The sequence below is a fragment of the Paenibacillus sp. FSL L8-0436 genome, from assembly GCF_038593025.1.
Lineage (GTDB): Bacteria > Bacillota > Bacilli > Paenibacillales > Paenibacillaceae > Paenibacillus_AQ.
The window spans coordinates 5,548,056-5,570,924 of sequence record NZ_CP151955.1; the positions used below are offsets into that span (position 1 = coordinate 5,548,056).

The 22,869-nt window shown below is 40.0% G+C and carries 32 protein-coding genes and 1 pseudogene; 23 read left to right on the forward strand and 10 right to left on the reverse strand.

Annotated features, from left to right (window positions below):
- Positions 1 to 137: 137 nt before the first annotated feature.
- From NSS79_RS25525 to NSS79_RS25555, 7 genes are all read left to right on the forward strand, one after another.
- On the forward strand, positions 138 to 488 hold the full coding sequence (locus tag NSS79_RS25525; protein WP_342436665.1) for a helix-turn-helix transcriptional regulator: 351 nt from the start codon (positions 138 to 140) through the stop codon (positions 486 to 488).
- Positions 489 to 530: 42 nt separating this feature from the next.
- Positions 531 to 1,163 carry a hypothetical protein gene (locus tag NSS79_RS25530; RefSeq protein ID WP_342436666.1) on the forward strand — a complete coding sequence of 211 codons (633 nt, stop codon included), beginning with the start codon at positions 531 to 533 and terminating at the stop codon, positions 1,161 to 1,163.
- 148 nt (positions 1,164 to 1,311) lie between these two features.
- A complete protein-coding gene (locus tag NSS79_RS25535) occupies positions 1,312 to 1,926 on the forward strand; it encodes an ImmA/IrrE family metallo-endopeptidase (RefSeq protein ID WP_342436667.1) in 615 nt (204 codons plus the stop codon).
- Positions 1,927 to 1,983: 57 nt separating this feature from the next.
- Positions 1,984 to 2,292, forward strand: a complete 309-nt coding sequence (locus NSS79_RS25540; protein ID WP_342436668.1) for an Arm DNA-binding domain-containing protein — start codon at positions 1,984 to 1,986, stop codon at positions 2,290 to 2,292.
- Between the two features lies 1 nt (position 2,293).
- Positions 2,294 to 2,479 carry a hypothetical protein gene (locus NSS79_RS25545; RefSeq protein ID WP_342436669.1) on the forward strand — a complete coding sequence of 62 codons (186 nt, stop codon included), beginning with the start codon at positions 2,294 to 2,296 and terminating at the stop codon, positions 2,477 to 2,479.
- On the forward strand, positions 2,464 to 2,787 hold the full coding sequence (locus tag NSS79_RS25550) for a site-specific integrase (protein WP_342436670.1): 324 nt from the start codon (positions 2,464 to 2,466) through the stop codon (positions 2,785 to 2,787). Before NSS79_RS25545 ends, NSS79_RS25550 begins: the two co-directional genes overlap by 16 nt.
- Positions 2,788 to 2,892: 105 nt before the next feature.
- On the forward strand, positions 2,893 to 3,141 hold the full coding sequence (locus tag NSS79_RS25555; RefSeq protein WP_340896980.1) for a hypothetical protein: 249 nt from the start codon (positions 2,893 to 2,895) through the stop codon (positions 3,139 to 3,141).
- 453 nt (positions 3,142 to 3,594) lie between these two features.
- Here NSS79_RS25555 and NSS79_RS25560 read toward each other — a convergent pair whose 3' ends face one another.
- Positions 3,595 to 4,383 carry an FRG domain-containing protein gene (locus NSS79_RS25560; protein ID WP_342436671.1) on the reverse strand — a complete coding sequence of 263 codons (789 nt, stop codon included), beginning with the start codon at positions 4,381 to 4,383 and terminating at the stop codon, positions 3,595 to 3,597.
- A 339-nt stretch (positions 4,384 to 4,722) separates the two neighbouring features.
- On the opposite strand from NSS79_RS25560, the pseudogene NSS79_RS25565 reads away from it, so the two are divergent.
- The 3 genes and pseudogenes from NSS79_RS25565 to NSS79_RS25575 form a co-directional block, all read left to right on the forward strand.
- Positions 4,723 to 4,833: pseudogene (locus NSS79_RS25565) on the forward strand (YHYH domain-containing protein); the annotation flags it as partial.
- Between the two features lie 457 nt (positions 4,834 to 5,290).
- Positions 5,291 to 6,040 (forward strand): hypothetical protein, encoded by a 750-nt coding sequence (locus tag NSS79_RS25570; RefSeq protein WP_342436672.1) that lies wholly within the window; start codon positions 5,291 to 5,293, stop codon positions 6,038 to 6,040.
- Between the two features lie 161 nt (positions 6,041 to 6,201).
- Positions 6,202 to 6,408, forward strand: a complete 207-nt coding sequence (locus NSS79_RS25575; protein ID WP_342436673.1) for a DUF5316 family protein — start codon at positions 6,202 to 6,204, stop codon at positions 6,406 to 6,408.
- Positions 6,409 to 6,551: 143 nt separating this feature from the next.
- Here the strand turns inward: NSS79_RS25575 and NSS79_RS25580 are convergent, their stop codons facing one another.
- The 3 genes from NSS79_RS25580 to NSS79_RS25590 all read right to left on the reverse strand — a co-directional run bounded on the left by NSS79_RS25580 (position 6,552) and on the right by NSS79_RS25590 (position 7,207).
- Positions 6,552 to 6,701: a hypothetical protein gene (locus NSS79_RS25580; protein WP_342436674.1), complete on the reverse strand. Its 150-nt coding sequence runs from the start codon at positions 6,699 to 6,701 to the stop codon at positions 6,552 to 6,554.
- Between the two features lie 3 nt (positions 6,702 to 6,704).
- Complete coding sequence (locus tag NSS79_RS25585) at positions 6,705 to 6,881, reverse strand: hypothetical protein (protein WP_342436675.1); 177 nt, start codon at positions 6,879 to 6,881, stop codon at positions 6,705 to 6,707.
- Between the two features lie 104 nt (positions 6,882 to 6,985).
- Complete coding sequence (locus NSS79_RS25590) at positions 6,986 to 7,207, reverse strand: hypothetical protein (protein ID WP_342436676.1); 222 nt, start codon at positions 7,205 to 7,207, stop codon at positions 6,986 to 6,988.
- Between the two features lie 198 nt (positions 7,208 to 7,405).
- On the opposite strand from NSS79_RS25590, the gene NSS79_RS25595 reads away from it, so the two are divergent.
- Positions 7,406 to 7,672: a hypothetical protein gene (locus tag NSS79_RS25595; RefSeq protein ID WP_342436677.1), complete on the forward strand. Its 267-nt coding sequence runs from the start codon at positions 7,406 to 7,408 to the stop codon at positions 7,670 to 7,672.
- A gap of 254 nt (positions 7,673 to 7,926) precedes the next feature.
- Positions 7,927 to 8,856, forward strand: coding sequence for a tyrosine-type recombinase/integrase (locus NSS79_RS25600; protein WP_342436678.1), 930 nt, complete (start codon positions 7,927 to 7,929; stop codon positions 8,854 to 8,856).
- Between the two features lie 308 nt (positions 8,857 to 9,164).
- Here NSS79_RS25600 and NSS79_RS25605 read toward each other — a convergent pair whose 3' ends face one another.
- On the reverse strand, positions 9,165 to 9,836 hold the full coding sequence (locus tag NSS79_RS25605; protein ID WP_342436679.1) for a hypothetical protein: 672 nt from the start codon (positions 9,834 to 9,836) through the stop codon (positions 9,165 to 9,167).
- Positions 9,837 to 9,959: 123 nt separating this feature from the next.
- On the opposite strand from NSS79_RS25605, the gene NSS79_RS25610 reads away from it, so the two are divergent.
- From NSS79_RS25610 to NSS79_RS25630, 5 genes are all read left to right on the forward strand, one after another.
- Complete coding sequence (locus NSS79_RS25610) at positions 9,960 to 10,154, forward strand: hypothetical protein (RefSeq protein ID WP_342436680.1); 195 nt, start codon at positions 9,960 to 9,962, stop codon at positions 10,152 to 10,154.
- Between the two features lie 224 nt (positions 10,155 to 10,378).
- Positions 10,379 to 11,464 carry a hypothetical protein gene (locus NSS79_RS25615; protein WP_342436681.1) on the forward strand — a complete coding sequence of 362 codons (1,086 nt, stop codon included), beginning with the start codon at positions 10,379 to 10,381 and terminating at the stop codon, positions 11,462 to 11,464.
- Positions 11,465 to 11,637: 173 nt separating this feature from the next.
- Positions 11,638 to 12,378, forward strand: a complete 741-nt coding sequence (locus tag NSS79_RS25620) for a thermonuclease family protein (RefSeq protein WP_342436682.1) — start codon at positions 11,638 to 11,640, stop codon at positions 12,376 to 12,378.
- A 99-nt stretch (positions 12,379 to 12,477) separates the two neighbouring features.
- A complete protein-coding gene (locus NSS79_RS25625; RefSeq protein WP_342436683.1) occupies positions 12,478 to 12,780 on the forward strand; it encodes a transposase in 303 nt (100 codons plus the stop codon).
- A complete protein-coding gene (locus NSS79_RS25630) occupies positions 12,777 to 13,643 on the forward strand; it encodes an IS3 family transposase (RefSeq protein WP_342436684.1) in 867 nt (288 codons plus the stop codon). The genes NSS79_RS25625 and NSS79_RS25630 overlap by 4 nt, the downstream gene beginning before the upstream one ends.
- Here NSS79_RS25630 and NSS79_RS25635 read toward each other — a convergent pair.
- Together NSS79_RS25635 and NSS79_RS25640 are read right to left on the reverse strand one after the other, a co-directional pair.
- A complete protein-coding gene (locus tag NSS79_RS25635; protein WP_342436685.1) occupies positions 13,640 to 14,044 on the reverse strand; it encodes a YolD-like family protein in 405 nt (134 codons plus the stop codon). The two genes, NSS79_RS25630 and NSS79_RS25635, sit on opposite strands and share 4 nt — an antisense overlap.
- A gap of 14 nt (positions 14,045 to 14,058) precedes the next feature.
- The gene (locus NSS79_RS25640) at positions 14,059 to 14,358 is read right to left on the reverse strand and encodes a hypothetical protein (RefSeq protein ID WP_342436686.1); all 300 of its coding nucleotides are present in this window, start codon (positions 14,356 to 14,358) and stop codon (positions 14,059 to 14,061) included.
- Between the two features lie 212 nt (positions 14,359 to 14,570).
- On the opposite strand from NSS79_RS25640, the gene NSS79_RS25645 reads away from it, so the two are divergent.
- From NSS79_RS25645 to NSS79_RS25660, 4 genes are all read left to right on the forward strand, one after another.
- Entirely contained in the window at positions 14,571 to 15,482 is a 912-nt protein-coding gene (locus NSS79_RS25645) for a discoidin domain-containing protein (protein ID WP_342436687.1), read from the forward strand.
- 343 nt (positions 15,483 to 15,825) lie between these two features.
- Positions 15,826 to 16,776: a kelch repeat-containing protein gene (locus NSS79_RS25650; protein ID WP_342436688.1), complete on the forward strand. Its 951-nt coding sequence runs from the start codon at positions 15,826 to 15,828 to the stop codon at positions 16,774 to 16,776.
- Positions 16,777 to 16,844: 68 nt separating this feature from the next.
- On the forward strand, positions 16,845 to 17,705 hold the full coding sequence (locus NSS79_RS25655) for an ATP-dependent DNA ligase (RefSeq protein ID WP_342436689.1): 861 nt from the start codon (positions 16,845 to 16,847) through the stop codon (positions 17,703 to 17,705).
- 37 nt (positions 17,706 to 17,742) lie between these two features.
- Entirely contained in the window at positions 17,743 to 18,414 is a 672-nt protein-coding gene (locus NSS79_RS25660) for an SOS response-associated peptidase (protein ID WP_342436690.1), read from the forward strand.
- 36 nt (positions 18,415 to 18,450) lie between these two features.
- Here the strand turns inward: NSS79_RS25660 and NSS79_RS25665 are convergent, their stop codons facing one another.
- Together NSS79_RS25665 and NSS79_RS25670 are read right to left on the reverse strand one after the other, a co-directional pair.
- Positions 18,451 to 18,669: a hypothetical protein gene (locus NSS79_RS25665; RefSeq protein ID WP_342436691.1), complete on the reverse strand. Its 219-nt coding sequence runs from the start codon at positions 18,667 to 18,669 to the stop codon at positions 18,451 to 18,453.
- Between the two features lie 95 nt (positions 18,670 to 18,764).
- Positions 18,765 to 20,273: a kelch repeat-containing protein gene (locus NSS79_RS25670; protein WP_342436692.1), complete on the reverse strand. Its 1,509-nt coding sequence runs from the start codon at positions 20,271 to 20,273 to the stop codon at positions 18,765 to 18,767.
- Positions 20,274 to 20,730: 457 nt separating this feature from the next.
- Here NSS79_RS25670 and NSS79_RS25675 point away from each other — a divergent pair, with 457 nt between their 5' ends.
- Positions 20,731 to 21,429, forward strand: a complete 699-nt coding sequence (locus NSS79_RS25675; protein ID WP_342436693.1) for a hypothetical protein — start codon at positions 20,731 to 20,733, stop codon at positions 21,427 to 21,429.
- Positions 21,430 to 21,468: 39 nt separating this feature from the next.
- Here the strand turns inward: NSS79_RS25675 and NSS79_RS25680 are convergent, their stop codons facing one another.
- Complete coding sequence (locus NSS79_RS25680) at positions 21,469 to 21,729, reverse strand: hypothetical protein (protein ID WP_342436694.1); 261 nt, start codon at positions 21,727 to 21,729, stop codon at positions 21,469 to 21,471.
- Between the two features lie 303 nt (positions 21,730 to 22,032).
- Between NSS79_RS25680 and NSS79_RS25685 the strand changes: the two genes are divergently transcribed.
- Positions 22,033 to 22,806 carry a DUF5677 domain-containing protein gene (locus tag NSS79_RS25685; RefSeq protein WP_342436695.1) on the forward strand — a complete coding sequence of 258 codons (774 nt, stop codon included), beginning with the start codon at positions 22,033 to 22,035 and terminating at the stop codon, positions 22,804 to 22,806.
- Positions 22,807 to 22,869: the final 63 nt, after the last annotated feature.

Below are 22,869 nucleotides of genomic sequence, written 5' to 3' on the forward strand. Positions count from 1 at the left end.
GATTATTGGGAGTCCGTTATTTTGTTCTTAGTAAAATACATAGAATGGTTTTTGTTGTTTTAGCAAAATTGTTTTTTCTGTTTTAAAAAAGTGTTACTATCATATTGCTGAAACAGAAAGAAGGGCGGTATGAGAATTTGTCTATTTCAGGTGATCGAATTAAGAAACTTAGAGAAGCTCGAGGAATAAGCCAAATTGAGCTTGCCGATAGGATCGGAATAAATAACAGTGTTCTCTCTAGAATCGAATCTGGAAAGAGACCTGTTGAAGATACTGAAATTAATGCATTTGCAGATTTTTTTGAAGTTTCAGGAGACTATATTCTGGGACGTTCGGACAAAAAAACTTCTATTGAGACAAACATGTCCTTTTATGGTGGACCAGAAAAATACTCTCAAGCTGAAATCGAAGTAATGGAAGATGCTTTGAAGCAGTATAGAAAGAATAAAGAAAGAATGCTTAAGGAAATAGAAGACACAAAAAAATAAGCAAATCCCTCAGCCGATGAGGATAATTTAAGGAAGAATTTTATGGAAGAACCCAACGAACCCGTTTTATTACAGAAACAACAACCACGCCAAGTTACTAATGGAACAAAGATTTTTCTCATTTCAACGCTTCTTCTAATAACTGTAGCTTCTGTCACCTTTTCGATTTTCTCTTTTATGAAAAGTCGTTCTATAGAAGAAAAATTTACTGAACTATCAAACAAGTTTGAATTAGCCAATAGTGAATTTAAGACCCAAAATCAAGCTTTTCAATCACAAGATATAACAAATAAACAATTTATTAATGCGCTAGTTTTTAACGCTCTCCAACATGATATGGAAGATGGTGTCGTTACTGATAATTTTGTAATCAATAAAATAACTTTCCGGAAGACTCTTTCAGCTATGGGTACCAGCGGATCTGATATTGACTTATCAACCCAACCATTAATTGATGCGAAGTATGAGGGGCAAGGGCATTTTGATTTAACGGATAGAGAATTAAAAGTAATGATTGAGGATTTATTGAAGGATACAGAAACTTATTTTGAATCAATTCGTGAAATTTATATAGATTACCTACCTGAATGGAAAAGCCTTTCCCATACCGTCAGCATACAAAATTACGAATTAGGTACATATTCAGATGGTGTATTCAAACTAAAGGGCGAATGAAAAATATTAAAAAAGCCAGCAATGGCTTTTATTTTTACCTCAAAACAGAACATACGTACGTATCCAGGAGGGCACATATGGATTTTCATCAATATTTTAAAACTCCACTCGAACAATGGATCGAAGAGAAGTACAAGGAGCACAACATTTGGACAGCTCAAAATCTTCAAATAGAGAAGATAGCCAAAATTTCGAAGTAGACCTTATTTATTATGACAACAGCCCCTTTAGTGATAATGAGGAACGTGTTGTATTTTTAAATCGCCACGAAGAAAAGGTTTCTCAGCGAATGATTTTTTTTCAAGAGTTATGCCACGTTATACGTCACTCAGGAGATCAACGATGGATGCCCTCACTCTTTAAAGAGGCCCAAGAATATGATGCAGATCGTTTTGCTCTCTATTCAGCCCTTCCTTTCTTTATCCTCAAATCAATTACACTTCCCGAGCGTAGGGGTGAATCAATCGGTTATATAGCACATACTTTCAGGGTGCCGTTATATTTCGCTAAAAAGAGAATTGAGCAAATTGAAGAAAGAATCACACAAAACAAACTGTTATTCGCACTAGATGCCGCAGTATCAACTTCTTCTGAGCTTATTCAACCCGAAACAGATCGAGGTATATTTACTGGAAGTGATCAAGCTGAAGCCCGCATCCGAGCTCATTACAGATGTGAAGAAGACTTCGAACGCCCTCATGGATTAATAATTGAGCCACTACTGGAATGGTTATCTCAATGTACCAGTGAATCGAAATTATAAAACGTACGATATGCCCTGTAGCTTGGCAAAAAGTATTGTTTCTTTCCTGCGATAATTATGAAAGGCCATGTTTATCCAAGAGGAAAAACGTACACGTATGTTTTCGATCTCCCCCCGGACGCATTAACCGGTGAACGAAACCAAAAAACAAAGGGAGGCTTCAAAACTGAGGCTTTAGCTTGGTCAGCCTGCAGAAAGGCAATGACCGATGCCGAGAAAGGATTAGATGTTAAGACAACAAACATTACCCTGGAAAAGTATCTGAACGAATATCTGGAGACTCACGCAAAGCCTAACTTCAAACCAACATCCTACGACACTGAAAAAAACTATTATCGAAGCCAGAATTATTCCGGTGCTTGGTAAAGTGAAATTGCAGGCACTTACCCCGCGTACCATCAAAGGCTTTTATGCTGAACTTCGGAAAAAATATTCCAAGGATTACGTGAAGAACATTCACGGTGTGCTGAAACGCGCCCTTCGGCTTGCATACACTGAATCTGGATTACTGGCTGAAGACATCATAGTAAGGTATCTATGCGTAGCAAGGTAAATGCAAACGAACAGAAAGAAATGCAGTTCTGGACAATTGAAGAATTCACTAAATTTCTGCAATCCTCAAAGCATCATGTTCATTACATTGCTTTTTCATTAGCGGTTTATACGGGAATGCGGCGAGGCGAAATTCTGGGGCTGCGGTGGAAAGATATCGACTTTGAAAAGAAAGAGTTGAAGGTTATTCAAACAGCGAATTGGACACGGGATGGCTTGGTGATTCAGCGGCCCAAGACGAATGATTCGATTCGGCGGGTCAAGCTCTTTCAGAATATTATTGATGATCTTCAGGAGCGCTATTTATAAATCGAAGCTTACAGGAATGAATATGGAGAAGCTTACGAGGACAATGACCTAGTGTGCTGTTATCCCGGGGGAGGTTATATTAAGCCGAAACGAATCACAGAGGGTATGGATGTTCTTGTTCGCAAAGCCGGGGTCAAGAAGATCCGGTTCCATGATCAGCGTCATACCCATGCATCATTTTTACTAGCGATTGGAATAAATCCGAAGGTTGCCGCCGAACGACTGGGCATGACTCCGGCGATGTTCAATGAGAGGTACTCACATCTGTTGCCGATCATGCAGGAAGAGGCCGTTGACAGAATTGAAAATGAACTCAATAAATTCGCAGAAAAGCAGCTTGAACCTGTTGAATAAAAGACTCCGTTAGCAAATCCGTTAGCAAGCTTATAAATATGGCCTTTCCCCACTCAAGCAAATTCGCTCCGACGAGCCTATAAATAGCAAAAACCCCTTGCTAGGCAAGGGGTTTAGTGAAGTGGGCCCTACAGGACTCGAACCTGTGACCAATCGGTTATGAGCCGACCGCTCTAACCAACTGATATAGAGGAAAGGGATAAATGCCTTAAACTCTGTTCGCGAATCGTTGGTTTTATTGGGGTTCGGGACTACAAGGTAAATTGGATTATAAAGAGTTCGTGACCAAATATGTGACCAATAAATCCTGGAGAAATCCAGGGTTTATTCACTGTTCAGGCAACTCTAACCAACTGAGCTTGGGGAAAGGTTAATCTATATTAAACTTTGTTTCATTAAGTTCGTTTACAAATATGTTAGCAAACTACCTTAATAGATGATTTGTAAAATAATTTAATATCTCGCGATTTCTAATGAAGTATTACAAAATTGAGATGCGCCTATTAGATCTGGAAATAAAGTTAAATGGTTAATATTCATACGATTGAGAGATAGTAGAATACTTACTCTTTCAGATTCTGGGATTGTTATTTTAATTAATCTGGCCATTTTGTCATCTTTATAATACCGTCGAACCCAGTTTTCAATATCAATACTAGTTGGAGCTTTAGAAAATAATCCATTTTGACTCACAATTCGAGAATTTTCATCTGACATTGGTCTGTAAAATTCAATTGCGTAATCTTTACCAATTTGGCTATTTAATAACTCCTTAGATTTCTTCTCTATTGAAGATTGATCGAGTGCGAAAATCGCTCTGTTTGGATCAAGATCCCCCGAATCTTTTTCTTCAAAAAAGGCAAAAAAAGCAGCTACAAAAGGAGAGTTAGTCCAATCAAGTAGAGGTGTTGCTAGTCCGAAGTGCTGCCCCAATGCCCACCATTCATTGTCATCTTCGATTCTAGTAGGGTTTGATCCTCTTCGACCTCTGGCAGCAAATTTGAATTTATTTAATAATGCATCAGTTGCTGACTTTTCGTCTCGATATTTTTTTTTAGTAAATGCTCTGGCAAGAGTAGATTGTAATAACCAACTTGTCGACTTGTGCCCACGCCAAATAAACTCAGTTCTGTCTAACAATTCTTCAACTAAGAAATGGTTGAATTCTAACCATGTTTCACAATGTATATGGGTACAACCATGTTCCATTTTTTCATTCGCCTCATCTGAAAACTTGCTCACTGTGCCTCATCCCCTCAGTTCTTGATAAAACGTTCCAATCAAACACGATTTTACAAAAGCACCCCGTTAGCCGAAGCCAATGGGGTATTTCGGGAATAATATATCTTTTTTTCATCTGTAAATCACAATATCATTTTTGAGGTGATTATGTAAATGATGTTAATCTGCAACTTCAGAGTAAAAATAATAAATGCTAACGCATAAGATTGGCAGTTACATATCCCGGCCTACGCATTACGAGTGCGACCCAGCTAGTATTTACTAAGGAGTATAAGGGCTTGTAAGTATTAATTTCACACTGGGAATGCTGTGTAGATATTTTAAAGGGTTCGTAGATATTTGGTCGCTGTTAGAAGTTTGGTTAGAAGAAATGCTAATGCACATCCGGGTCGCACCGATGCAAAGGGTGGTCATTATTGCCGTACAAATTGTGCTAAAAGGGGACTGAAGCACGTAAACAGGAAATCTCCGATTTAATGGATGAACTTTTTGAAGCCTAAAACAAAATCCTGGGATCCCCTGGGTTTTCTCTATTTATCATTAGAATCTTCAGTATTAACCATATTTCAAATTGTTCGGCCGCTTGAAAGTAAAGTTATTACTGATACCTTTCCCCAGCAATAAAAACCGTTATTAGTTAATCTTTCTACTGAGAGCGACAACGTTAGAGAATATTTGAATGCTGAAATGACATGCATCGACAAAATTTGTTGAGGAATGACATTTATTTTAATTGAAATTGTCTTACATACAAAATATGTAATTTTAAATAAGTATAAAGACACTTAAAGTAAAAACATAACAACATTATACTAAGAAAGTATTTTAATATAAATAAAACCAGGAGGTGGAAAATTTTTAGATTTTCTTATCATATTTTGACTAAATAAACTGGAGGCGATTAAATTTGAAACGACTTTTGAAATCTGTAACATCTTTGTCTATTCTTCTGTTAGTATTTGGTAATGTCAGTTACGCAGAAACTGCTGCCCTGCCGGATAAAGATGAAGTTGTTTTATATGAGGCAACTCCAATCACTGATATGGAAGTGCTTTTTGAAAGAGCTAAGAACGGTATTACAGATTTACCATTATCAAAATCAGCAGAAGAGCCTAGTATTAAGCAAATTCTAAATAATAACAAATCACAAATTCAAGCTGAACCAGAAATAGGAGTAGTTGAATACTTTTCAACTACACAAAAAGTTAAGGCAGTAAAAATAGACGAGAAGATAGTAGATACATTTAGTACAACAAGTTTTGCGATTTTAGCAGATGGAAGTAAAAATGAAACAAAATGGGATTCTAGTGGCGGTGTGGTAGCGTACTCCACTGTGAATTATGATACTTTAACTCAAAATAATATTAAACATTATAAACTTGTTTCAGTGACAGGTGGTTGGAACATACACGATTCTTCAATTAATTTATCTAATCGAACTGTTACTTATGGAGCCACAGGAAATTCCTTGGGTGGTGGACCTTATTTAAGCCAGATTGGAGGCCCTCATTCTATATCTGTCAACGCCTTTAGTTTCGCCGCTCCGACTAGTTGGTATTATATAGCGCAGCCTAGTTCCACAATAGGCGTAACATCCCAGGTGACCTTATCTCGTAATTCTTCAACATGGCAATTACTATTCCCATTAAATTTATAAAATGAATAAAAGGATCAAGCATAAGAATTTGCTTGATCCTTTTATTTTACATGAATTAAACTTTTTCCTATATCCTTGATAATGAGGTATAATAAAGGTGGTAATTATTTTATGGCTAAAAATGCTTAATGTTGAATCTGCTCAGAGAGGGGAATAAAACGATGAGTTTTTTTATTTACTTGGGATTGGCTCTAGCTTTTATTTCTGGAATTAGTGTTGGAGCGTTTACTACTGGATATCAACAGAGAGGAAATTTCTATTCAGAACAAAAAAACGAACGTAAACCTAAAAGGGTAATATCTACTTGGACAGCAATTGGAGCCCTTATTTCATTTGCTATTGCCTTAATAATTTATTTGGTTAAGTGAGTTTTTAATCCTTCAAGGCTCTTGGTATTGTTATGGAAGTTGACCGGCAGACACAGTGCATAAACTTCGACTGGAAAACAAGAGGATATTAGAGGTGTGATTACATAAAAAGACCCCGGGGATAATCCCAGGGTTTGGTTTTGTTATGTAATCACCTTTACAACATCGTCTATTTTTATCCAGTCATAATCCTCTTCCAACTGAAATTTAATTTGTCTTAGTTGCTGCTCCACCTTGAGTACCATGCCCCGCACCTTAACATCTTGCGCAGGTTCAAACAGTACAAGCGTCACCTGCTACCGCTCCTGCAGCGAGTACCCTAGTGCCCGGTCAATCAGTTCCCATTCCTGAACGTCCAGAACTGGCCTCTTGCGATCCCTCCACTCCTGCTCCTGCTCATCATTGATAATCCGCTGCTTGTGCTCTGGTGTCATCATACGGCTGCAGTCAAATATACTCTCAAGTTTCTTCATGATGTCTGCCCACCTCCTAATAATACTGCCAATAATCCGTATTGCCCTGCTCATTTCCTCGCCCTGACCGCTGTACGCCTACCTGTGGCGCGTCATGTGATGGGTTATCCCGCTTCCCACCCTTCTATAATCACTGCCCTCTCTGGCGGCATGTCCGGCTGCCACTGGATATAGTTTTCCTTAGCCAAAACCGCAAGCCCTTTTTTGATTAGCACAGGGGTTCTCCCGCTCAACCTTTCCAACTCCGGCAATCCCGGCAACGTCCCAAAGTGACGCTGATAGTGCGTTAAGATCAATAACAGTTTGCGCGGTGTATCATCAAGCATCGCCCACACCCCCAAAATAAGAACGTTTGTTTGTATTATATGCGATGATTGGATTTTTAAACAATGGAAAATTAATCTTTTGTTCTCATTTTTGTTCGGTTGCATTAGGTAACCATTTGGTGTATATTTAAAATACAGCAAGGGACGACGGATACCAACAAGCCGGATAGACCGGATGAGGTCGAAAGGATGATTATCATGGCAACAGTTGATTACGGTACAGTAAGTTTTGAAGGAACTACATACACTTTGAAAAATCAAGCCGAGTTTACTGGACGCGTATTGTTGGAATGGCAACAAGAAGAAGGATTCGAAGAGTTCTCAGCTCCTGCAGTTGACGCTAAAGGTAACGAAGGAACTGTTTACTGGGTGCTGAATGTCCGGGATGATAACGGCGAAACATTGGAGGATTTGGACGGATTAGATTGGGATGACGTTGATCGGGTAATTGTCTCGGGAAAGTAGCAGCGCCCCTTCAATACGTTGGCGCTGCGTGGATTGCCGAACAGATTGGCACCACGCGGCAGAACGTAACTAAAACGGCTCTGGCAATGTTAGAGCCTGGGTATCGCGGTCGGGAAAAGCGATTCACGCGTCCCGACGCCTTATTTGAGGGGCGGCCACTCTGGCTGAAGGAGCGATGGAACTAAACTCTTATGTAACCAAAACACCGCTGGCGTTATGCTAGCGGTGTTTAGATTGATTAAAGGAGAATTACTTTGGAACTAGAAGAAGACTTCATACAATGGCTTCGTTCAGAAAATGCAGCCACGAGCACACTCCCTTACTGGTCTTCTCGATTTCGGGAGTTCGCAAAATATTGTCGGACAGAAAGAATTGAATTTATTGATTTGAATGTGGCTATTTCTAGGAAGTACATGATTTTTTTGCTTGAGCGCCCCAATTATCAAACCGGAGGATCGCTATCCAGCGCGACCAGAGCAAAGCACTATGACTTCTTGACCTCCTTCTCACGGTTTTTAAATGAGCACGGGATTATTAATTGTAATCTCACAGAAGGCATAAAACGTCCCAAACCCAGATATAAGGTAATCAATAGCTTGAGTCAAGAACAATTACACGCCATACTGCAAACCGTCAAGGAAGTGCGTTCAACTAAGAAAGCTCAAGAGAGAACAGCTCTTTTGATTTACCTCATTGCAAGTACCGGGCTTCGAGTGGGCGAAGCATTACCATTGAGACCATCTGAATTCGATTTTCATCGGCGTATTATTACCGTTAACGGAAAAGGTGATCGCGAGCGCGAGGTTCCATTTGGTTTTGAACTTTCTTATCTCATCCAAAAATACATAGAAGAAAACGGAATGAAATTAGATTCGTATTTATGGGCCACATACACCGGAAAGCCAATGACTCAATCTTCATTCAGGGGAACGTTAACAACCATTAAAAAATACATCGGTACTTCTTTGGGGATTGATCGAATCCGTTTAAGCCCGCACACATTCCGACATACATTTGCCAAGATGTGGGTCGTTAAGGGAGGAAACACTATAGCTCTATCTCGGATTTTGGGTCATTCATCTACCAGCATGACGGACAAATATGTAAAACTTTGGGGAATAGACATGAGTTCTGCATATGATATATGCAATCCGTGCGAAGGCTTACGGATGCCAACCTTTTAAAAACTCGCCTACAAACAAGGTAACTGGTGAGGGTATGGAGTTTTTACACCTGGAGTCCCGGCTATATGCCAAGGTAAGAATGTGTAACTGGACCAAATCCGGAATGCTGCGGAGTCAGTCTTTACGGAGTTTATTGTTTAAAAAAGAAATCCCGTAAGAAAAGCGGGATTTCTTTTTTCTAAGCTTTTACTGTCTCCGGTCGTTTGATTTGTAATGGTGGAGGAATAAGTCAACCCTTTCACCTCTTAGGATTTACGGAATTTTTTGTTCAAATAATAAGAAATCCACCTAGACCGGCGGAGATTTTTCTATTTATAGTACGATGTTGGCAATATTACTACATCTGCTCCCTTTTTATCTGAAAAACTCTCGAGTGAGACCACTTCAACTTCGATTTCATTTACTCCAGCAACATTTATCTCAGTGGATGTCACTCCGGTATCTGGCTCAAGCAGAATCCCCTTCAACTCTTCTTTTGTATTCTTGTTTACAAAATGAATTTCAGCCTTATATCCTAATGTAAAAGCATCTACCACTAAGACTTGATGTTTCTTATTCGGATACAGGACAGCATTTGCTGATCCGTATAGTTTCGAAGCAGCAATAACTTCTTTGTAATCCTTACCTTGGAAGTTTGAGTAAGCTACATTCTTAGAAAAGCCTATATTATGTTTGAATAACGATTTTTCCTTAAACAAAGGAACTGACTTAGCTTTTTCACCAATCTGGATTGTGTTTGTTGATTTATCTACGATTATGTTTATTTTTGTAGCTTCTGTAACTACACTTATCGGTATGTACTGTTGTCCGTTAATAACGACAGGTTTAGCTGTGTTTGCACTAGGAGCCCAATCTATTCCATTTAGCTTGTACTTCAGGCTAGAAATAGTGCCTTTCACTTCGTTTGAAGCTGCAAGCGCAACTGTACTTCCTAACATCAATGAAGCAATAGCGATTAATCCCACTTTTTTAAATTTCATAAAAATCCTCCTATTAACTTTTTTTCCCTTTCTATTAAATTATCGGTTGAATAACCGAAATAGTCAATATGGCCTATACTTATTAAACATCCTGAACTCAACTATATTATCGGAGGTAATCATATGCTTAAAGAACTAAAAATAGCAATTGAAAAGTGTCAGGTTGTGAGTATTCATACAAAGAACGGTACAGTAGTAATGGGGACTCCAGAGAAAACACCTATGCTATCAAAGGTGAAATTGAGGAATGAGACAGGAGTAACATATATACCTTACGAGGATATAGTTCACGTGATGAGATTGATTGCATTTCCTTAAGGTCTGAACAACACATAACCCAAAGGCACAATGAAATGAGCCCCATAGAATCGATATTGGCTCCCCCCGATTTATCCGATGAAATCTAAGGTAGGCATTTTAATGTCATGCAAATGCAGTGTCTCGTATGATTCTCGGTTACCTCGATATATCCAAAGAGGAAATGTATGTATTTTTTCTAATTATTAATCTTTTATTATTTGAGTTCCTTGAGGAGAGAAATTATGTCCATTATTGAACTTTTACAAGTCCTACTTAAAGGTTTTTTAGTTACGCTGGGAATCTCACTAATATTGTTCCTTATCTTTTTGCCAACTATTAACCGCTTTTCTTCAGTGAGAGCTCTTTTTCGGTTAGGTCATCGAATAACAACTATGTTCATACCTGTCCTTGTTTATCTGTTTGTTCTATATGTAATTGTTATTATTGGTTACATGATTGCGGCTATGTTTTTTGATTTGCCGAACGACACCTTTACACTCGCTTATACTTTCGTTACGAAAATCTTTTTATACATTCTTCTTCTGGAATTAGGTCTTCATGGAATATCTTTCCATTTGGTTATGCATATCCATAAAGCGACTCATAAAATCCAGTACGAACGATTTGGCAGTTTATCTCAATGGGGAACAAAAACTAGGGAATATAAAAAGGAACTTAATTGGGTGCCGATAGTTGCATCACAATTAACTCCTATAATAAAGCCTTTAGCAGCGAATCGTTCAACTTTGCAGATCCTGGCCCCAGCTGCCAACAACGGAACGGAAGAATTAGAGATTGCTGAATCACTCACTGAGCTACTTCAACGTAAAATTCGGATGCGAACCAGTGACAGTACTCCGATGAGACATCAAAAATCGGTGAATACTTCAGCAGTTGAATTCACTTACGAGCAAAGCGATGCTTTCGAGCTTACCGGTAAGATTAAGGAGTTGCAAGATATCATCTATGATCCTAAAGGCATCCTTTGGTTCACTTTTGGTAAAGAAAAAAAATTGCTACCTGCGCTTAAACTCTTTTATGATTTACTCTCTTCTGATGGGATTGTTATCATTGATGCTCCAGAAAAACAAAAGAAAAAGCAGAGAAAAAATCGGCATCGCCTTTATTTTGGATTGAAGCTCCATTATTATTGTGAGTCTTCCACCTATACTCATATTGAAAAAAGCTTTAAACCTGGATCAACTGCAAGTAAATTATTCACCTTGGAACGAGTTGAAGGTCTATCTGGCGCATATGGTATGGCTATACTTCGGAAGATTCCAGCCGAGATATTAACCAAAATGATAGCAGAAGATAACGTGGGATGATCTGGAAAAGGGGGATAATTTTCTTCTAATGGGTCCTATCTGTCATAACAAAGCCCGCTAACCAAACTTTGAACTGACGGGGTTATTTGTCGCCATTCAACAAATATATAGTATCATTTTCCTAATCCTGTTAATATATTCTTATAATCTAACAAAGGAGCAATACGAAAAAAATGTTCAAAACTAAGAGATTACTCTTTTTGCTGGTAGTTGTTTGTTTCTTATCTTCAATACCATTTAAAAATGTAATAACAGCTGAGGGAACGAAGATTGAAGCAGAGGTCACTGCGGTGACGGACGGTGACACCTTTACCGTTAAAATGCCCGATGGCAAAAAGGAAAAAATCCGACTGCTGCTCGTTGATACTCCGGAGACTAAGCACCCTGACAAACCGGTTCAGCCGTACGGCCCTGAGGCGAGTGCTTATACTGCAAAGATCCTCAAGGATAAGACCGTTGAACTTGAATTTGATGTCGCGGAAAGAGACAAATACGGCCGTCTGCTGGCATACGTGTACATAGGCGACAAAATGCTAAATGAAATGCTTTTGGAAAAGGGCTATGCAAGAGTCGTAATTTATCAACCAAATGTTAAATATGTAGATGAGTTCAGAGCCATCCAGAAAAAAGCACAAGCTGCGAAATTGGGGATTTGGAGTCTCGAAGATTACGCAACTGATAAACCAAAAGCTACGCCAAAACCGACAACTAAGCCAAAGGCAACAACTAAACCAAAAGCAACAACAAAGCCATCGGCCACCAAAAAGCCAGCAGCAACACAGAAACCGACTGAAGATGTGTATTACAAAAATTGTTCTGCTGTGAGAGCAGCTGGAGCAGATCCGATCTACGCTGGCGATCCTGGTTATTCCAGAAAGCTAGATAGAGACGGCGATGGAATCGGATGCGAATAAAAAATACCCTGTCAGTTTAATTGAAGTGCACCCCTTAGAATAGACATTGGAAAAACCCTCTGGTTAATCCGATGAAATTCTAGGGGGTGCATTTTAATTATGCCAGCGAAGAAAGGTCAGAAATTTAAGCATTATCCTGAGTCTCTTAAGTTGGAGGCTATACGGTTACATGTTGATGAGGGGTGGAGCTACAGCAAGATTACAGATCACCTCGAATTGCATGATAAGGATCGAGTTAAAGTCTGGATGAGGAAGTACCGGGAAAAGGGAGCAGCGGCATTCGAGGATAGGCGTGGAGATCCACACAGGGTTGAAACTGAACAAGAACGTGAACTGCGTCGTCTGTACCTGGAGGTAGATGTCCTAAAAAAGTGGTTACAAATCTTGAATCGGGAGGGTTGAAGAGCAAGCATACTGTCATTGATGAACTGAAGCCAAAGAGAACAGTAAAGGAACTATGTGGCTATCTGGGAATCAGTCGAAGCGGTTACTACGCCTATCTAAAGCGCAAGGATAACGATCCTGATGAGGAGTTAAAACTTAAGATCCGAGCAATCTATGAGCAACGTGACAAAACCGTAGGGTATCGCCGCATACAGGATGAACTGTACCGTCAGTACAGCCTTGTAGTGAATCATAAGAAGGTTCTACGGTTAATGCAGCAACTTGGTATTAAAGCGATTATACGCCGTAAGTATGCCCACAGAACAAGCTATGAAGCCGCTGTATCCGATGGAAGAATCGCTGAGAATAAGCTGCAAAGGGATTTCACAGCTGCTAAACCCAATCAGAAGTGGGTTACAGACGTTACGCAATATCGCGTATTTGATGAGAAGATTTACTTATCTGCTATTAAGGATCTGTGGAATAACGAAATCGTCGGATACCATATCAGCAGACGCAACGACAACCCTCTTGTCTTAGAAACATTTAGAAAGGCATTTGAAACGCATAAGGACGTGACTGGACTGATCGTTCACAGCGATCAGGGATACCAGTACACGTCCCATGCATACCATGATATGCTGCCACAGGTTGGAGCCCAAATCAGCATGTCACGCCGAGGAAATTGTTATGACAACGCCTCAATTGAGAGCTTTTTCTCACATCTTAAAGTCGAAGCACTCTATCCTTATGATATACGAAGTATCGATGAGGCACAAAGAAGAATTGAGGAATATATACGTTTTTACAACGAAGATAGAGCACAGCGAAAACTAAACAAGCTGACTCCTGTTGAATACAGGAACCAGCTTGTAGCCTAGGTGTTTTTTAAATGTCTACTAAACGGGGTCTTGACCATAATCACTGACGGGGTATTTTTTATGTAGTCACATTCTATAATATCTTCTATTTTAATCCAATCCCAATCTTCTTCTGAGGTCCGTAATTTAATTCGGCGTGTTCCCCGGTCAACTTTCATAACGATCCCGTGGATTTGCTCGTCGTTTCTTGGGTGGAATACTATCACTGTTATAGGTCCATGATCCTCTATAGACTGGGCAAATATTTGTTCAAACTCTTCGATCCGTTGTTCATCCAGTTCTGGCTTTTTGCGATCCCTAAACTCCTGTCCCTGCTCATCACTGATTATCCGCAGCTTGTGCTCCGGCAACATCATCCGGCTACCCTCCCATAATCCATTACCTTCAAGTTTTTTCCCCATAGCAATGCCTCCAATCAATAATACTGCCAGTAATCCGTATTGCCGGGCGCTGATGGCTGCTGAGGCTTCCGTGGGCCTCCCTCCGGCTCCTCATCGTTTCTTTCCCAGCCCTCGATGATAATAGCCGTCTCAACAGGGAGAGCATGGTTCCAGGTAATGTAATTCTGATCGGCCAGTTGCTGCATGCCTGCTTTGATTGGACCCGGTAACCGGCCACTCAGCCTCTCCAGCTCCGGCAGCGTTGGCATTCTACGAAAGTGGCCACTAAAGTGATAAATAATTCTGAGCAGCTTACGTGGCGTATCATCAAGCACACTCTGCACCTCCAAAAAATAAGAACGTTTGTTTGTATTATATGCAAACAAACGTTCTTTATTCAACCAGTAAGATATTCTTAGTCTGGGATAAAAAAGAAAACCATCGTATTCGCTCACTAAATTCCATATATAGTCATATTTGTTTAGACGTGTATTTATCATAGCTGTATTCTAGGATTTGCAAATACTATTTAAGGAGAAGAATACATATGAAGAAAATCTTTTTGCCTGTCCTTTTTTCATTCTTATTAGTTTTTAGTTTTTCATCCAGTATTGTAGCTGAAGGAACTTCTGCTCAAAACAATCTCATTCCCAGCATGACCTCGAATGATGCTCCATTGGGTCATGCAACTGCTAGTAGTGTTTGGATCAGTGGTGATGGAAAAGCTCACCACCAACCGTTTAGACTTTTTAATGGAGATATGACCGACGTTGGCTGGTCAAGTAAAAAGGATGCTACTTCTGGATGGGTTGCCTATGAATTTAATAGCCCTGTCGTAGTCAATGAATATGCTTTATTACCTCGCCAAACCATTGATTATAATGATCCTCTAGTTAACTATAAAGGAGAGACACCTAAAGACTTTACTTTCGAAGCATGGGACGGAACAAACTGGATTATTCTCGATTCTGAAGCAAACATTATCGACTGGAAAACAAATGTGAAAAAAGTATTTTCTTTCACCAATGAAAAGCCCTATAAAAAGTACAGACTAAATATTATTAAAAACAATGGATTAAGTATGTTCACAGCATTAGGAGCACTGGAAATGTACAATACTGTTAAAGCAACCCCTGAACCCACTGCTACCCCTACGCCGAGTGCAACACCAACAGCAACTCCTACACCTACACCTACCTCGACACCAACACCAGAAGTCCCATCGGGTGATCATGCAATTTTGACCATCACACTAACAACTGGAGTTGATAAAGAATTCGATCTTCCGATGTCTGAAGTAAATGCATTCCTTGATTGGTATGATACGACTACAGGCTCAGCACGATATGGCATTAATAAACACGACAACAACAAAGGTCCATTTAGCAAGCGTACCGACTACGTAATTCATGATAAAATCCTTACCTTTAAAGTAAGTGAGTATACAACAACCGAATAGAAAAAACCCGTCAGGCACACAAGCCCGGCGGGTTATTTTATGTATGTTATTCAAATCGTTCACGCATGAACCAACTGCCGCTTAACAATCGATTTCGGGGTGTATCCTGAGGATAGTACGGCTGTGAATTACAACACAAGCTTGTCGGATACACTTCTTTATAACAATATAATGTATGGAAACGCCTACTGGTCAAGTTCGCAAATAATTCATTCACCAATTGGGATAAAAAAGAAAATATCCGCATTCGCTCACTTTATGCATATATAGACATATATGTTTATACAATCCTTGTTAAGTTTTGTAAAGTGTCTATCTATAATACATATGAGGGGTGTAATAATTGAGAAGGTTAAAACTATTGTTAGTGTTAGTGTTAATGTTTGCGGCTTTACCTGTACAGGGTGCGTTTGCAAGTGTTGGTCCAGGTGTGGTTTATATTGATTTTGGTCCGAATGGTCAAAACGTAAACACATTCAAGTTAGTGGGTACTGGGACTGATTCATGGGTTGAAAAAAAACCCATGCCCAAAGCAATACATGGTGCAGGGATAGTTTCAAATAATAATAAGATATATCTGGTCGGTGGAAGGTATATAGGCGCTAATGTAAATGTATCTGTAAATTCATTTCAAGAATATGATCCCATTAATGATTCGTGGAGCAATAAAACTGTATTACCTGAGTCAAGGGGATTACTCTCCTCTGTTATTTATGATAATAAGATTATCGCAATTGGTGGTAACACCCCCAACCGAGAAACAACATCTGTAATCGCATATGATTTTACAAAAGATTCTTGGGTCCCTTTTCCTAGTTTAAACGAAGCAAGATCAGGACCAGCAACTACTGTTTTCAATAATAAGATCTATGTATTTGGAGGAGGGCGGTCTACTACCTCCAATTCACCTGTAGGTAGTGTTGAGATTTTTGGTGGCGTGGATCCATTGCCAACATCAACACCTATACCTACCGTTGATCCAACCGCTACGCCCGTTCCTACTGCAACAGCGACACCAAAACCTACACCGACCCCTACTCCAGAACAACCAACGGGAAATCGAGCGATTGTTGTTGTGACCATGAACACTGGCCTAGAAAAAGAATTTGATCTTAGCATGGAAGAAGTAAACTCCTTCATAGCTTGGTATGAGAATAAACAGTCTGGTACAGGAACTGCATCTTACGCCATTGATAAGCATGGCAATAACAAGGGGCCGTTCACCAGCAGAAAAGAATACGTCATTTTTGATAAAATTCTTACCTTTGAAGTCAGTGAGTACACAGCAAAATAATCCATCCCAACACTTACCTTCTCCATCCCTTGTAGCTAAACACTATAATTGGATAGAGGAGGTTTTTTATGTTTATTTCCCCTATGTTATTACAAACTGCTGCTGGCCCATTTAGCCACAGTGATTATATATTTGAACCAAAGATAGACGGACACCGGCTGATTTTCTCCCAGCAGGCCGGGAAGGTCCGGTTATATACACGACACGACAATGACTGCACCCGGCAATACCCTGAGCTGCAGCTACCGTTTGATGATGATATTATCCTGGACGGTGAGGTCGCCTGCGTCGATCCGGCAACCGGAGTATCAGATTTCGAGTCGGTCATGAGCCGCTTCCAGTCGCGCCGGGCAGACAAGATTCAGCAGCTCACAGCCGCACTGCCGGCCTATTACGCTATCTTTGATATCCTGCAATACAAAGGTAAGGATCTGCGCAGATTGCCGCTGCTGCACCGCAAGGAGATTCTGGCGGGATTATCACTACCATCTGGAAGTTTTGGAGTGGTGCCACATGTTGACGGCGCTGGCGTGGCCTTGTTTGAACAGATTGAGACGCGAGGTATGGAGGGTGTAGTCGGCAAGCGGAAGGATAGTCTGTATGAGACGGGACGCCGATCCCACGCATGGCAGAAGGTCATTAACTGGACCTATGCCGATGTATATATAACAGCTTATCGCAAGCAGGAATTCGGCTGGTTAGCAGCAGTGCCCGGTAGATCCGGTAAACTGCGCCCGGCTGGAGTAATTGAGCTTGGCGTGTCACCGCTCCATAAGCAAGCCTTCCGAGGTGTAGCCCCGCAGCTCGTGACTGGTGAGGATAAGGAGTTTGTACATCTGGAGCCCCGGCTACGTGCCAAAGTAAGAATGAGGAACTGGACCAAATCTGGCATGCTACGTACGCCAGTGTTTGAAAAATTCCTAATTTGATTATTATAAAGACATCCTTGTTTTGGAGGTTGATTATATGTGTGGACGCTTTACAATCACGGTCACGTTAGAAGAGCTAATAACTCATTATCTAATTGATGACAGCAAAATAGCCGTTATGAAGCCAAACTATAATGTAGCGCCTATGCATAATATCCCGGCTGTAATCGGCAGCGATGACGGAAAACACCTGGGGGAACTTCGTTGGGGGCTAGTTCCGTTTTGGGCCAAGGACGAGAAAATCGGAAATAAGATGATTAATGCACGCGCTGAGACAGTGGCTGAAAAGCCCGCCTTTAAACGACTACTCAAATCCAAGCGCTGTATCATTCCGGCTGACGGGTTTTATGAGTGGAAAAAGGACGGATCCATCAAACAGCCGTATCGTATTCTCTTGAGTGATGGGGGTATATTTTCTTTTGCGGGGTTGTACGACACATGGGAAGACTCTGAAGGAAAGAAACTGAGCACCTGTACTATCATAACCACTACACCGAACAGCTTGATGGAAGACATACATGACCGAATGCCGGTAATTCTGCGACCTGAAGATGAGGCTGATTGGCTAGGGAGAGACAATGACGATGTGGAGTCCCTATTAAAACTGCTAAAACCTTATGATGCTTCAAAAATGCGGGCTTATAAAGTCCCTTCTGCTGTCGGCAATGTACGTAATAATTCTAAGGATTTACTTGAAGATATCGGATAAAAACAAACCCGTCAGGCACTTCACGCGCCGGGCGGGTTATTTTATGTATGCTCTAAATTCAAATCGTTCACGCATAAACCAACTGCCAGCAATCTTGATTGTCTCTGGGGAATACACCTCAACGATGCCGCCATAATCCATCAAATGGCCTGTTGGGTCCGGATCTTCCCGGTACCAGACTGACACCATGGATTGTGCTAAGGCCGCCGTGAAGAATTCTATATCGCTCTCCAGCAGTTTATAAGTAGTCCCCAAACAATCACTCCTTATGTAAAATACCCCGCCATTAATGGCAGGGCACAGTGCTTCTGTCAAATCTATTTTATCGTGACTGGAACAATGTGTAAATACTACTTCTTGGCAGAATATTCGCTTACTTCAAAGGTTAATATCTTATCGAAGATCACATATTCAGTACGCTTAGCAAATGGACCTTTGTTATTATTATGTTTATCAATCGCGAACTTGGCTGGGCCTGAATCGGCATCTTTAGTATCGTACCATTTTAGAAAGGCGTTCACTTCTTCAATAGAGAGATCAAATTCCTTCTCTATACCATTTGTTAAAGTGATGGTAAGGACAGCACGATCACCAGGTGGTTCTGGATTAGGAGTTGAATCACTCTGTGGTGTAGCAAATGCCTCGTTAGAAGTTCCATTTTCTCCGGATGACGTATTAACGGTGACCACATAATAATACGTCTTCCCATTTTCAACATCTTTATCTGCAAATGTAGTTCCTTGTACATTAGATGCAATAGTTGTATACGGACCTCTAGTAGTTGTTGAGCGCTTAACTTCGTAACCAGTTGCTACATCTGCTGCACTCCAATTGAGATTAACTGTTTGTTCTTCGCCTATTGCAGTTAGAGCAATTTGAGTTGGCACATTGGAAGGAGTATACTCCTCAAGAATAGGAAAGTGATGTCCTACGGGTGTTTCTCCCCCCATTACATATATTTTTCCGTTTACAGAAATGGCTCCACCTCCAATTCTAATCGTCGGCATATTTTTCCTCTTTGTCCACTTATCCGTTACTGGATCATATTCATTCATATTAGATGAATAATCTTTCGGTTCAACTCCTCCCATTACATATATTTTCCCATAAAGCGTTGCTATTTGAGTCCCTGCTGCTCCTGTAGGCATTTCTGTTTTTTTAGACCATGTATTTGTTTTTGGATCATATACTTCCACATTAGCTAATCTCGTGGTATGGTTCGGACTATCTCCACCAATTGCATATAATACTCCATTCACAGCTATAACTGAAGGAGCGAGGCGTGGTGTTGGCATATCTGCTTTTCTTGACCATGTATTTGTTGATGGATCATATTCTTCTAGTATGGAACTGTCTCCACCAACAATATAAATTTTATTATTAATCACTGCCGCCCCCGTAAACATTCTTGGAGTCAGCATAGGTGCCTTTGTTGCCCATGTTTTAGTTAAAGGGTCGAACTCCTCAACTAAACCAATATTGCCTGAGTAACCGGTTGAGCCTATAACATAAACTTTTCCATTAACAGTAATAGCTCCACATCTTTGAGGTGTTCTATTTTGAGTAGCCATATCTGCTACCTCTGACCATTTATCTGTCGTTGGGTCATAGCTAATTACTTTGTTGTTATAAACATTATCTTTTCCATTATTGGAATAACCCCCAAAGATGTATATTTTCCCGCCAACTTCTGTGATTCCAAACTCTCTTATACCAAATGGCATATTTGCTTTTTCAACCCAAGTATCTGCTTTTGTATTTGCTGACACTAATGGTGTAACTGTAGTTGCTGATGCAAAATTCGGTTTTAAAACAAGGCATAAAAAAATAATTAATACGACAGATTTTAAGTATTTCATTGTTAAAGCTCCTTTATGTAGTATGTTGTGAACACAATATATAATTGCATATTTTTCCATCTAACGGCAAAACAATTATATCTATATTTTCAATTTTGTGTTTATATAGATATATTTCTTTTTTATTCCATCAAATAAGTCCTATTATTTTTGGATAATGCTGGTGGGGCAAATAAATGAAGAGTAGTTGCGAGTAAATAAATCGTAGGTTTAAACTCTATATCACTGGTAAGGAAAATTTTCCTGAGCCCTAAGACTCACCCCGCCATTGCTGGCCGAAAGGGAACCGGCCGAAACTCACTCCCCGATTTTGGAGAGTGAGTCTCGGGAACCCGCTACGAGCCGGTCGTGCATGGCTGGCCTTTATATATAATGTCCTTTGCAAAATACATAGTAAATATTACCCATTTCTGATAGACTGTTTTTGTAATTTATTATCAGATTTAGGGGGAACAACATGAAAAAGCCCGTTTATAAGAACTGGTGGTTTTGGGTCATATTAATAATTGTTATTGGAGCTATCGGAAGCATGGGGGACGATAAGGAAACAACAGATCAAGCAGCTCCCTCTGCTACAATAGAGCCCGTGAAGGAAGTGGTCGCAGAGCCTTCAACGGAACCTACAACGGAACCTACAGAAACTCCCACGGTGAAGCCTACGGTCGCGCCAACAGTAGCACCAACACAAGCCGTCGCTGCTGATCAAGTACCTTTATCGAAGGATGAGGTCCTTAAATACACAGCAAACCTTACTGGAAAAACTTTTATTAAAGAGGTAACTGTAGGTACTGATAGCATAAGCGTGAATTTTTTTTCGGATTTCAAGGAATATAAAGATGCCAATCCAAGTTCAGGCATCACAAACGAAGATTATGTGGACTATTTTTCTACTGGAGATCAGATCAATAAGCTACTTATGCAGGAAACAAGTCGTTTATTCAAACAATTCCCTGGTGCGGCTTCAGTTCATATGACACTTCCATATGAGGGAAGAACTTATTCTGTCGCATTGACAAAGGGAGAGGTGGAGAGTTTTTATAATGTTGATTTCAACACGCTCACTTCAAATGAAATATGGAGAGCTAAGATCAGTGATCCACACTTCAATAAGCAGGACAGACAAAAATTCGTCGACAAATTTGTTAAGGTAAAATAAAAATTACCCCGGGATCTCCCCGGGGTTTTGTTATGTCTATCAGTCTTTTGCTTTGGTAGACGCCTCTTTTAAGGTATCTCCCAGCTCGGCTGTATACTTGGTCAGCCTCAAGCTAGTCTCCGTCCGCATAACATCACGAGTTATGCCAAAACGTTCCTGATAGCCTCTATAATAGATCATACTGTACGTGATGAAATCGTCCTGAGTATCCTCCACGACTTTAATGTTCCGTTGCTTCAGGGCTTGCCGCAGCTGGTAAACATCCTGTACGACCCGTTTTTGAACATAACGGCCAGCCAATAGGTATTATCTGCTGAGTACGTTATGCGAGTGCTGTATTTCCTTTCATACTCTTGCTGACCATCGTATCTATGTAAGGGAGCAGTATAAGATCCCGGACCATTTCCTTTTCTTCATTAGTGAACATTTTTGATCCATCGCTCATTCCTAATTAGTTTATTCACAACAAACTCCTCCGCAATAAGAACGTTTTTTTGTATTATATGCAACAAATGAGATTTTAATCAATGGAATTTAGAGGTATATGATTTGGAACCCAGAATAAGAATATTGAGATAATCTTATTTAAAAGGAGTTATACAAATGGATACTGAAAAAAACGATGAATTGCTCACAATTGAGGAAGGTGAACTGCTCGCTGAAAAAGAACTTGAGGAAGAAATAGGACCTTATTTTATAGGTATTAATAAAACAATTAATGCTATATCTAATGCAGTTGGATTGATCCCTGAAATGGCTTTGAAAGATGTATCAATTTCATTGAAAGTCGTCAACTCATTATTAATGAAATCTATAAACGATCTACGTACAATGTTGATTTTAGCCAAAAAGGGTTATTCTGTTCAATGTGCTACTGTGGCATCATCTTTGTATGAATCAACATTTATGTTGGCGTATATTGGCAATAACGACGAGTTAGCTCACAAGTGGAATACACATGCCAACCCTAAAAACTCACCATTTGGTTCAATTAAAACTGTAACTACCGAAGCTTTAAGAAAACAGTTTCCGATTGATTTTAAAGCCATTGCGGATAAAGAGTATGAAAAATATACTCATTTATGTATGGCTAAACATGGTAATCCCTTAAATCAAAAAAGCCATGTGTACAAATATGAAAATCATACAATCGTCGCAGACTCCGGTCCTGAAACTAGCGAGCATTCAAAGCGGTTAACATGTTATGCGATTTCAATGTCAATAGGTTTTGCTGGCTATGCAATAGTCTCCTATGTAAATGAACATGTTGTTGCAAACACTACACCTGAATGTATTGCGGAGTTCGAAGAACTTAAAAACTACAATCTTTCTTTAATTGATCAATATGAAACTAAATGGAATGAACAAACAATTTGAGTTTCTAATTAATTCACTACTGGAACAAATCCGGCATGCTGCAGAGTCCAGTGTTTACTGAAT

Excerpts from the sequence above, each read along its gene's own strand:
- NSS79_RS25620 (WP_342436682.1), top strand. The coding sequence starts at position 11,638 with ATGTTCAAAACTAAGAGATTACTCTTTTTGCTGGTAGTTGTTTGTTTC.
- NSS79_RS25645 (WP_342436687.1), top strand. The coding sequence starts at position 14,571 with ATGAAGAAAATCTTTTTGCCTGTCCTTTTTTCATTCTTATTAGTTTTT.
- NSS79_RS25615 (WP_342436681.1), top strand. The coding sequence starts at position 10,379 with ATGTCCATTATTGAACTTTTACAAGTCCTACTTAAAGGTTTTTTAGTT.
- NSS79_RS25530 (WP_342436666.1), top strand. The coding sequence starts at position 531 with ATGGAAGAACCCAACGAACCCGTTTTATTACAGAAACAACAACCACGC.
- NSS79_RS25685 (WP_342436695.1), top strand. The coding sequence starts at position 22,033 with ATGGATACTGAAAAAAACGATGAATTGCTCACAATTGAGGAAGGTGAA.
- NSS79_RS25585 (WP_342436675.1), bottom strand. The coding sequence starts at position 6,881 with ATGAAGAAACTTGAGAGTATATTTGACTGCAGCCGTATGATGACACCA.
- NSS79_RS25635 (WP_342436685.1), bottom strand. The coding sequence starts at position 14,044 with ATGGGGAAAAAACTTGAAGGTAATGGATTATGGGAGGGTAGCCGGATG.
- NSS79_RS25555 (WP_340896980.1), top strand. The coding sequence starts at position 2,893 with ATGGATGTTCTTGTTCGCAAAGCCGGGGTCAAGAAGATCCGGTTCCAT.
- NSS79_RS25550 (WP_342436670.1), top strand. The coding sequence starts at position 2,464 with ATGCGTAGCAAGGTAAATGCAAACGAACAGAAAGAAATGCAGTTCTGG.
- NSS79_RS25540 (WP_342436668.1), top strand. The coding sequence starts at position 1,984 with ATGAAAGGCCATGTTTATCCAAGAGGAAAAACGTACACGTATGTTTTC.
- NSS79_RS25595 (WP_342436677.1), top strand. The coding sequence starts at position 7,406 with ATGGCAACAGTTGATTACGGTACAGTAAGTTTTGAAGGAACTACATAC.
- NSS79_RS25605 (WP_342436679.1), bottom strand. The coding sequence starts at position 9,836 with ATGAAATTTAAAAAAGTGGGATTAATCGCTATTGCTTCATTGATGTTA.
- NSS79_RS25610 (WP_342436680.1), top strand. The coding sequence starts at position 9,960 with ATGCTTAAAGAACTAAAAATAGCAATTGAAAAGTGTCAGGTTGTGAGT.
- NSS79_RS25575 (WP_342436673.1), top strand. The coding sequence starts at position 6,202 with ATGAGTTTTTTTATTTACTTGGGATTGGCTCTAGCTTTTATTTCTGGA.
- NSS79_RS25590 (WP_342436676.1), bottom strand. The coding sequence starts at position 7,207 with ATGCTTGATGATACACCGCGCAAACTGTTATTGATCTTAACGCACTAT.
- NSS79_RS25655 (WP_342436689.1), top strand. The coding sequence starts at position 16,845 with ATGTTTATTTCCCCTATGTTATTACAAACTGCTGCTGGCCCATTTAGC.
- NSS79_RS25670 (WP_342436692.1), bottom strand. The coding sequence starts at position 20,273 with ATGAAATACTTAAAATCTGTCGTATTAATTATTTTTTTATGCCTTGTT.
- NSS79_RS25675 (WP_342436693.1), top strand. The coding sequence starts at position 20,731 with ATGAAAAAGCCCGTTTATAAGAACTGGTGGTTTTGGGTCATATTAATA.
- NSS79_RS25660 (WP_342436690.1), top strand. The coding sequence starts at position 17,743 with ATGTGTGGACGCTTTACAATCACGGTCACGTTAGAAGAGCTAATAACT.
- NSS79_RS25625 (WP_342436683.1), top strand. The coding sequence starts at position 12,478 with ATGCCAGCGAAGAAAGGTCAGAAATTTAAGCATTATCCTGAGTCTCTT.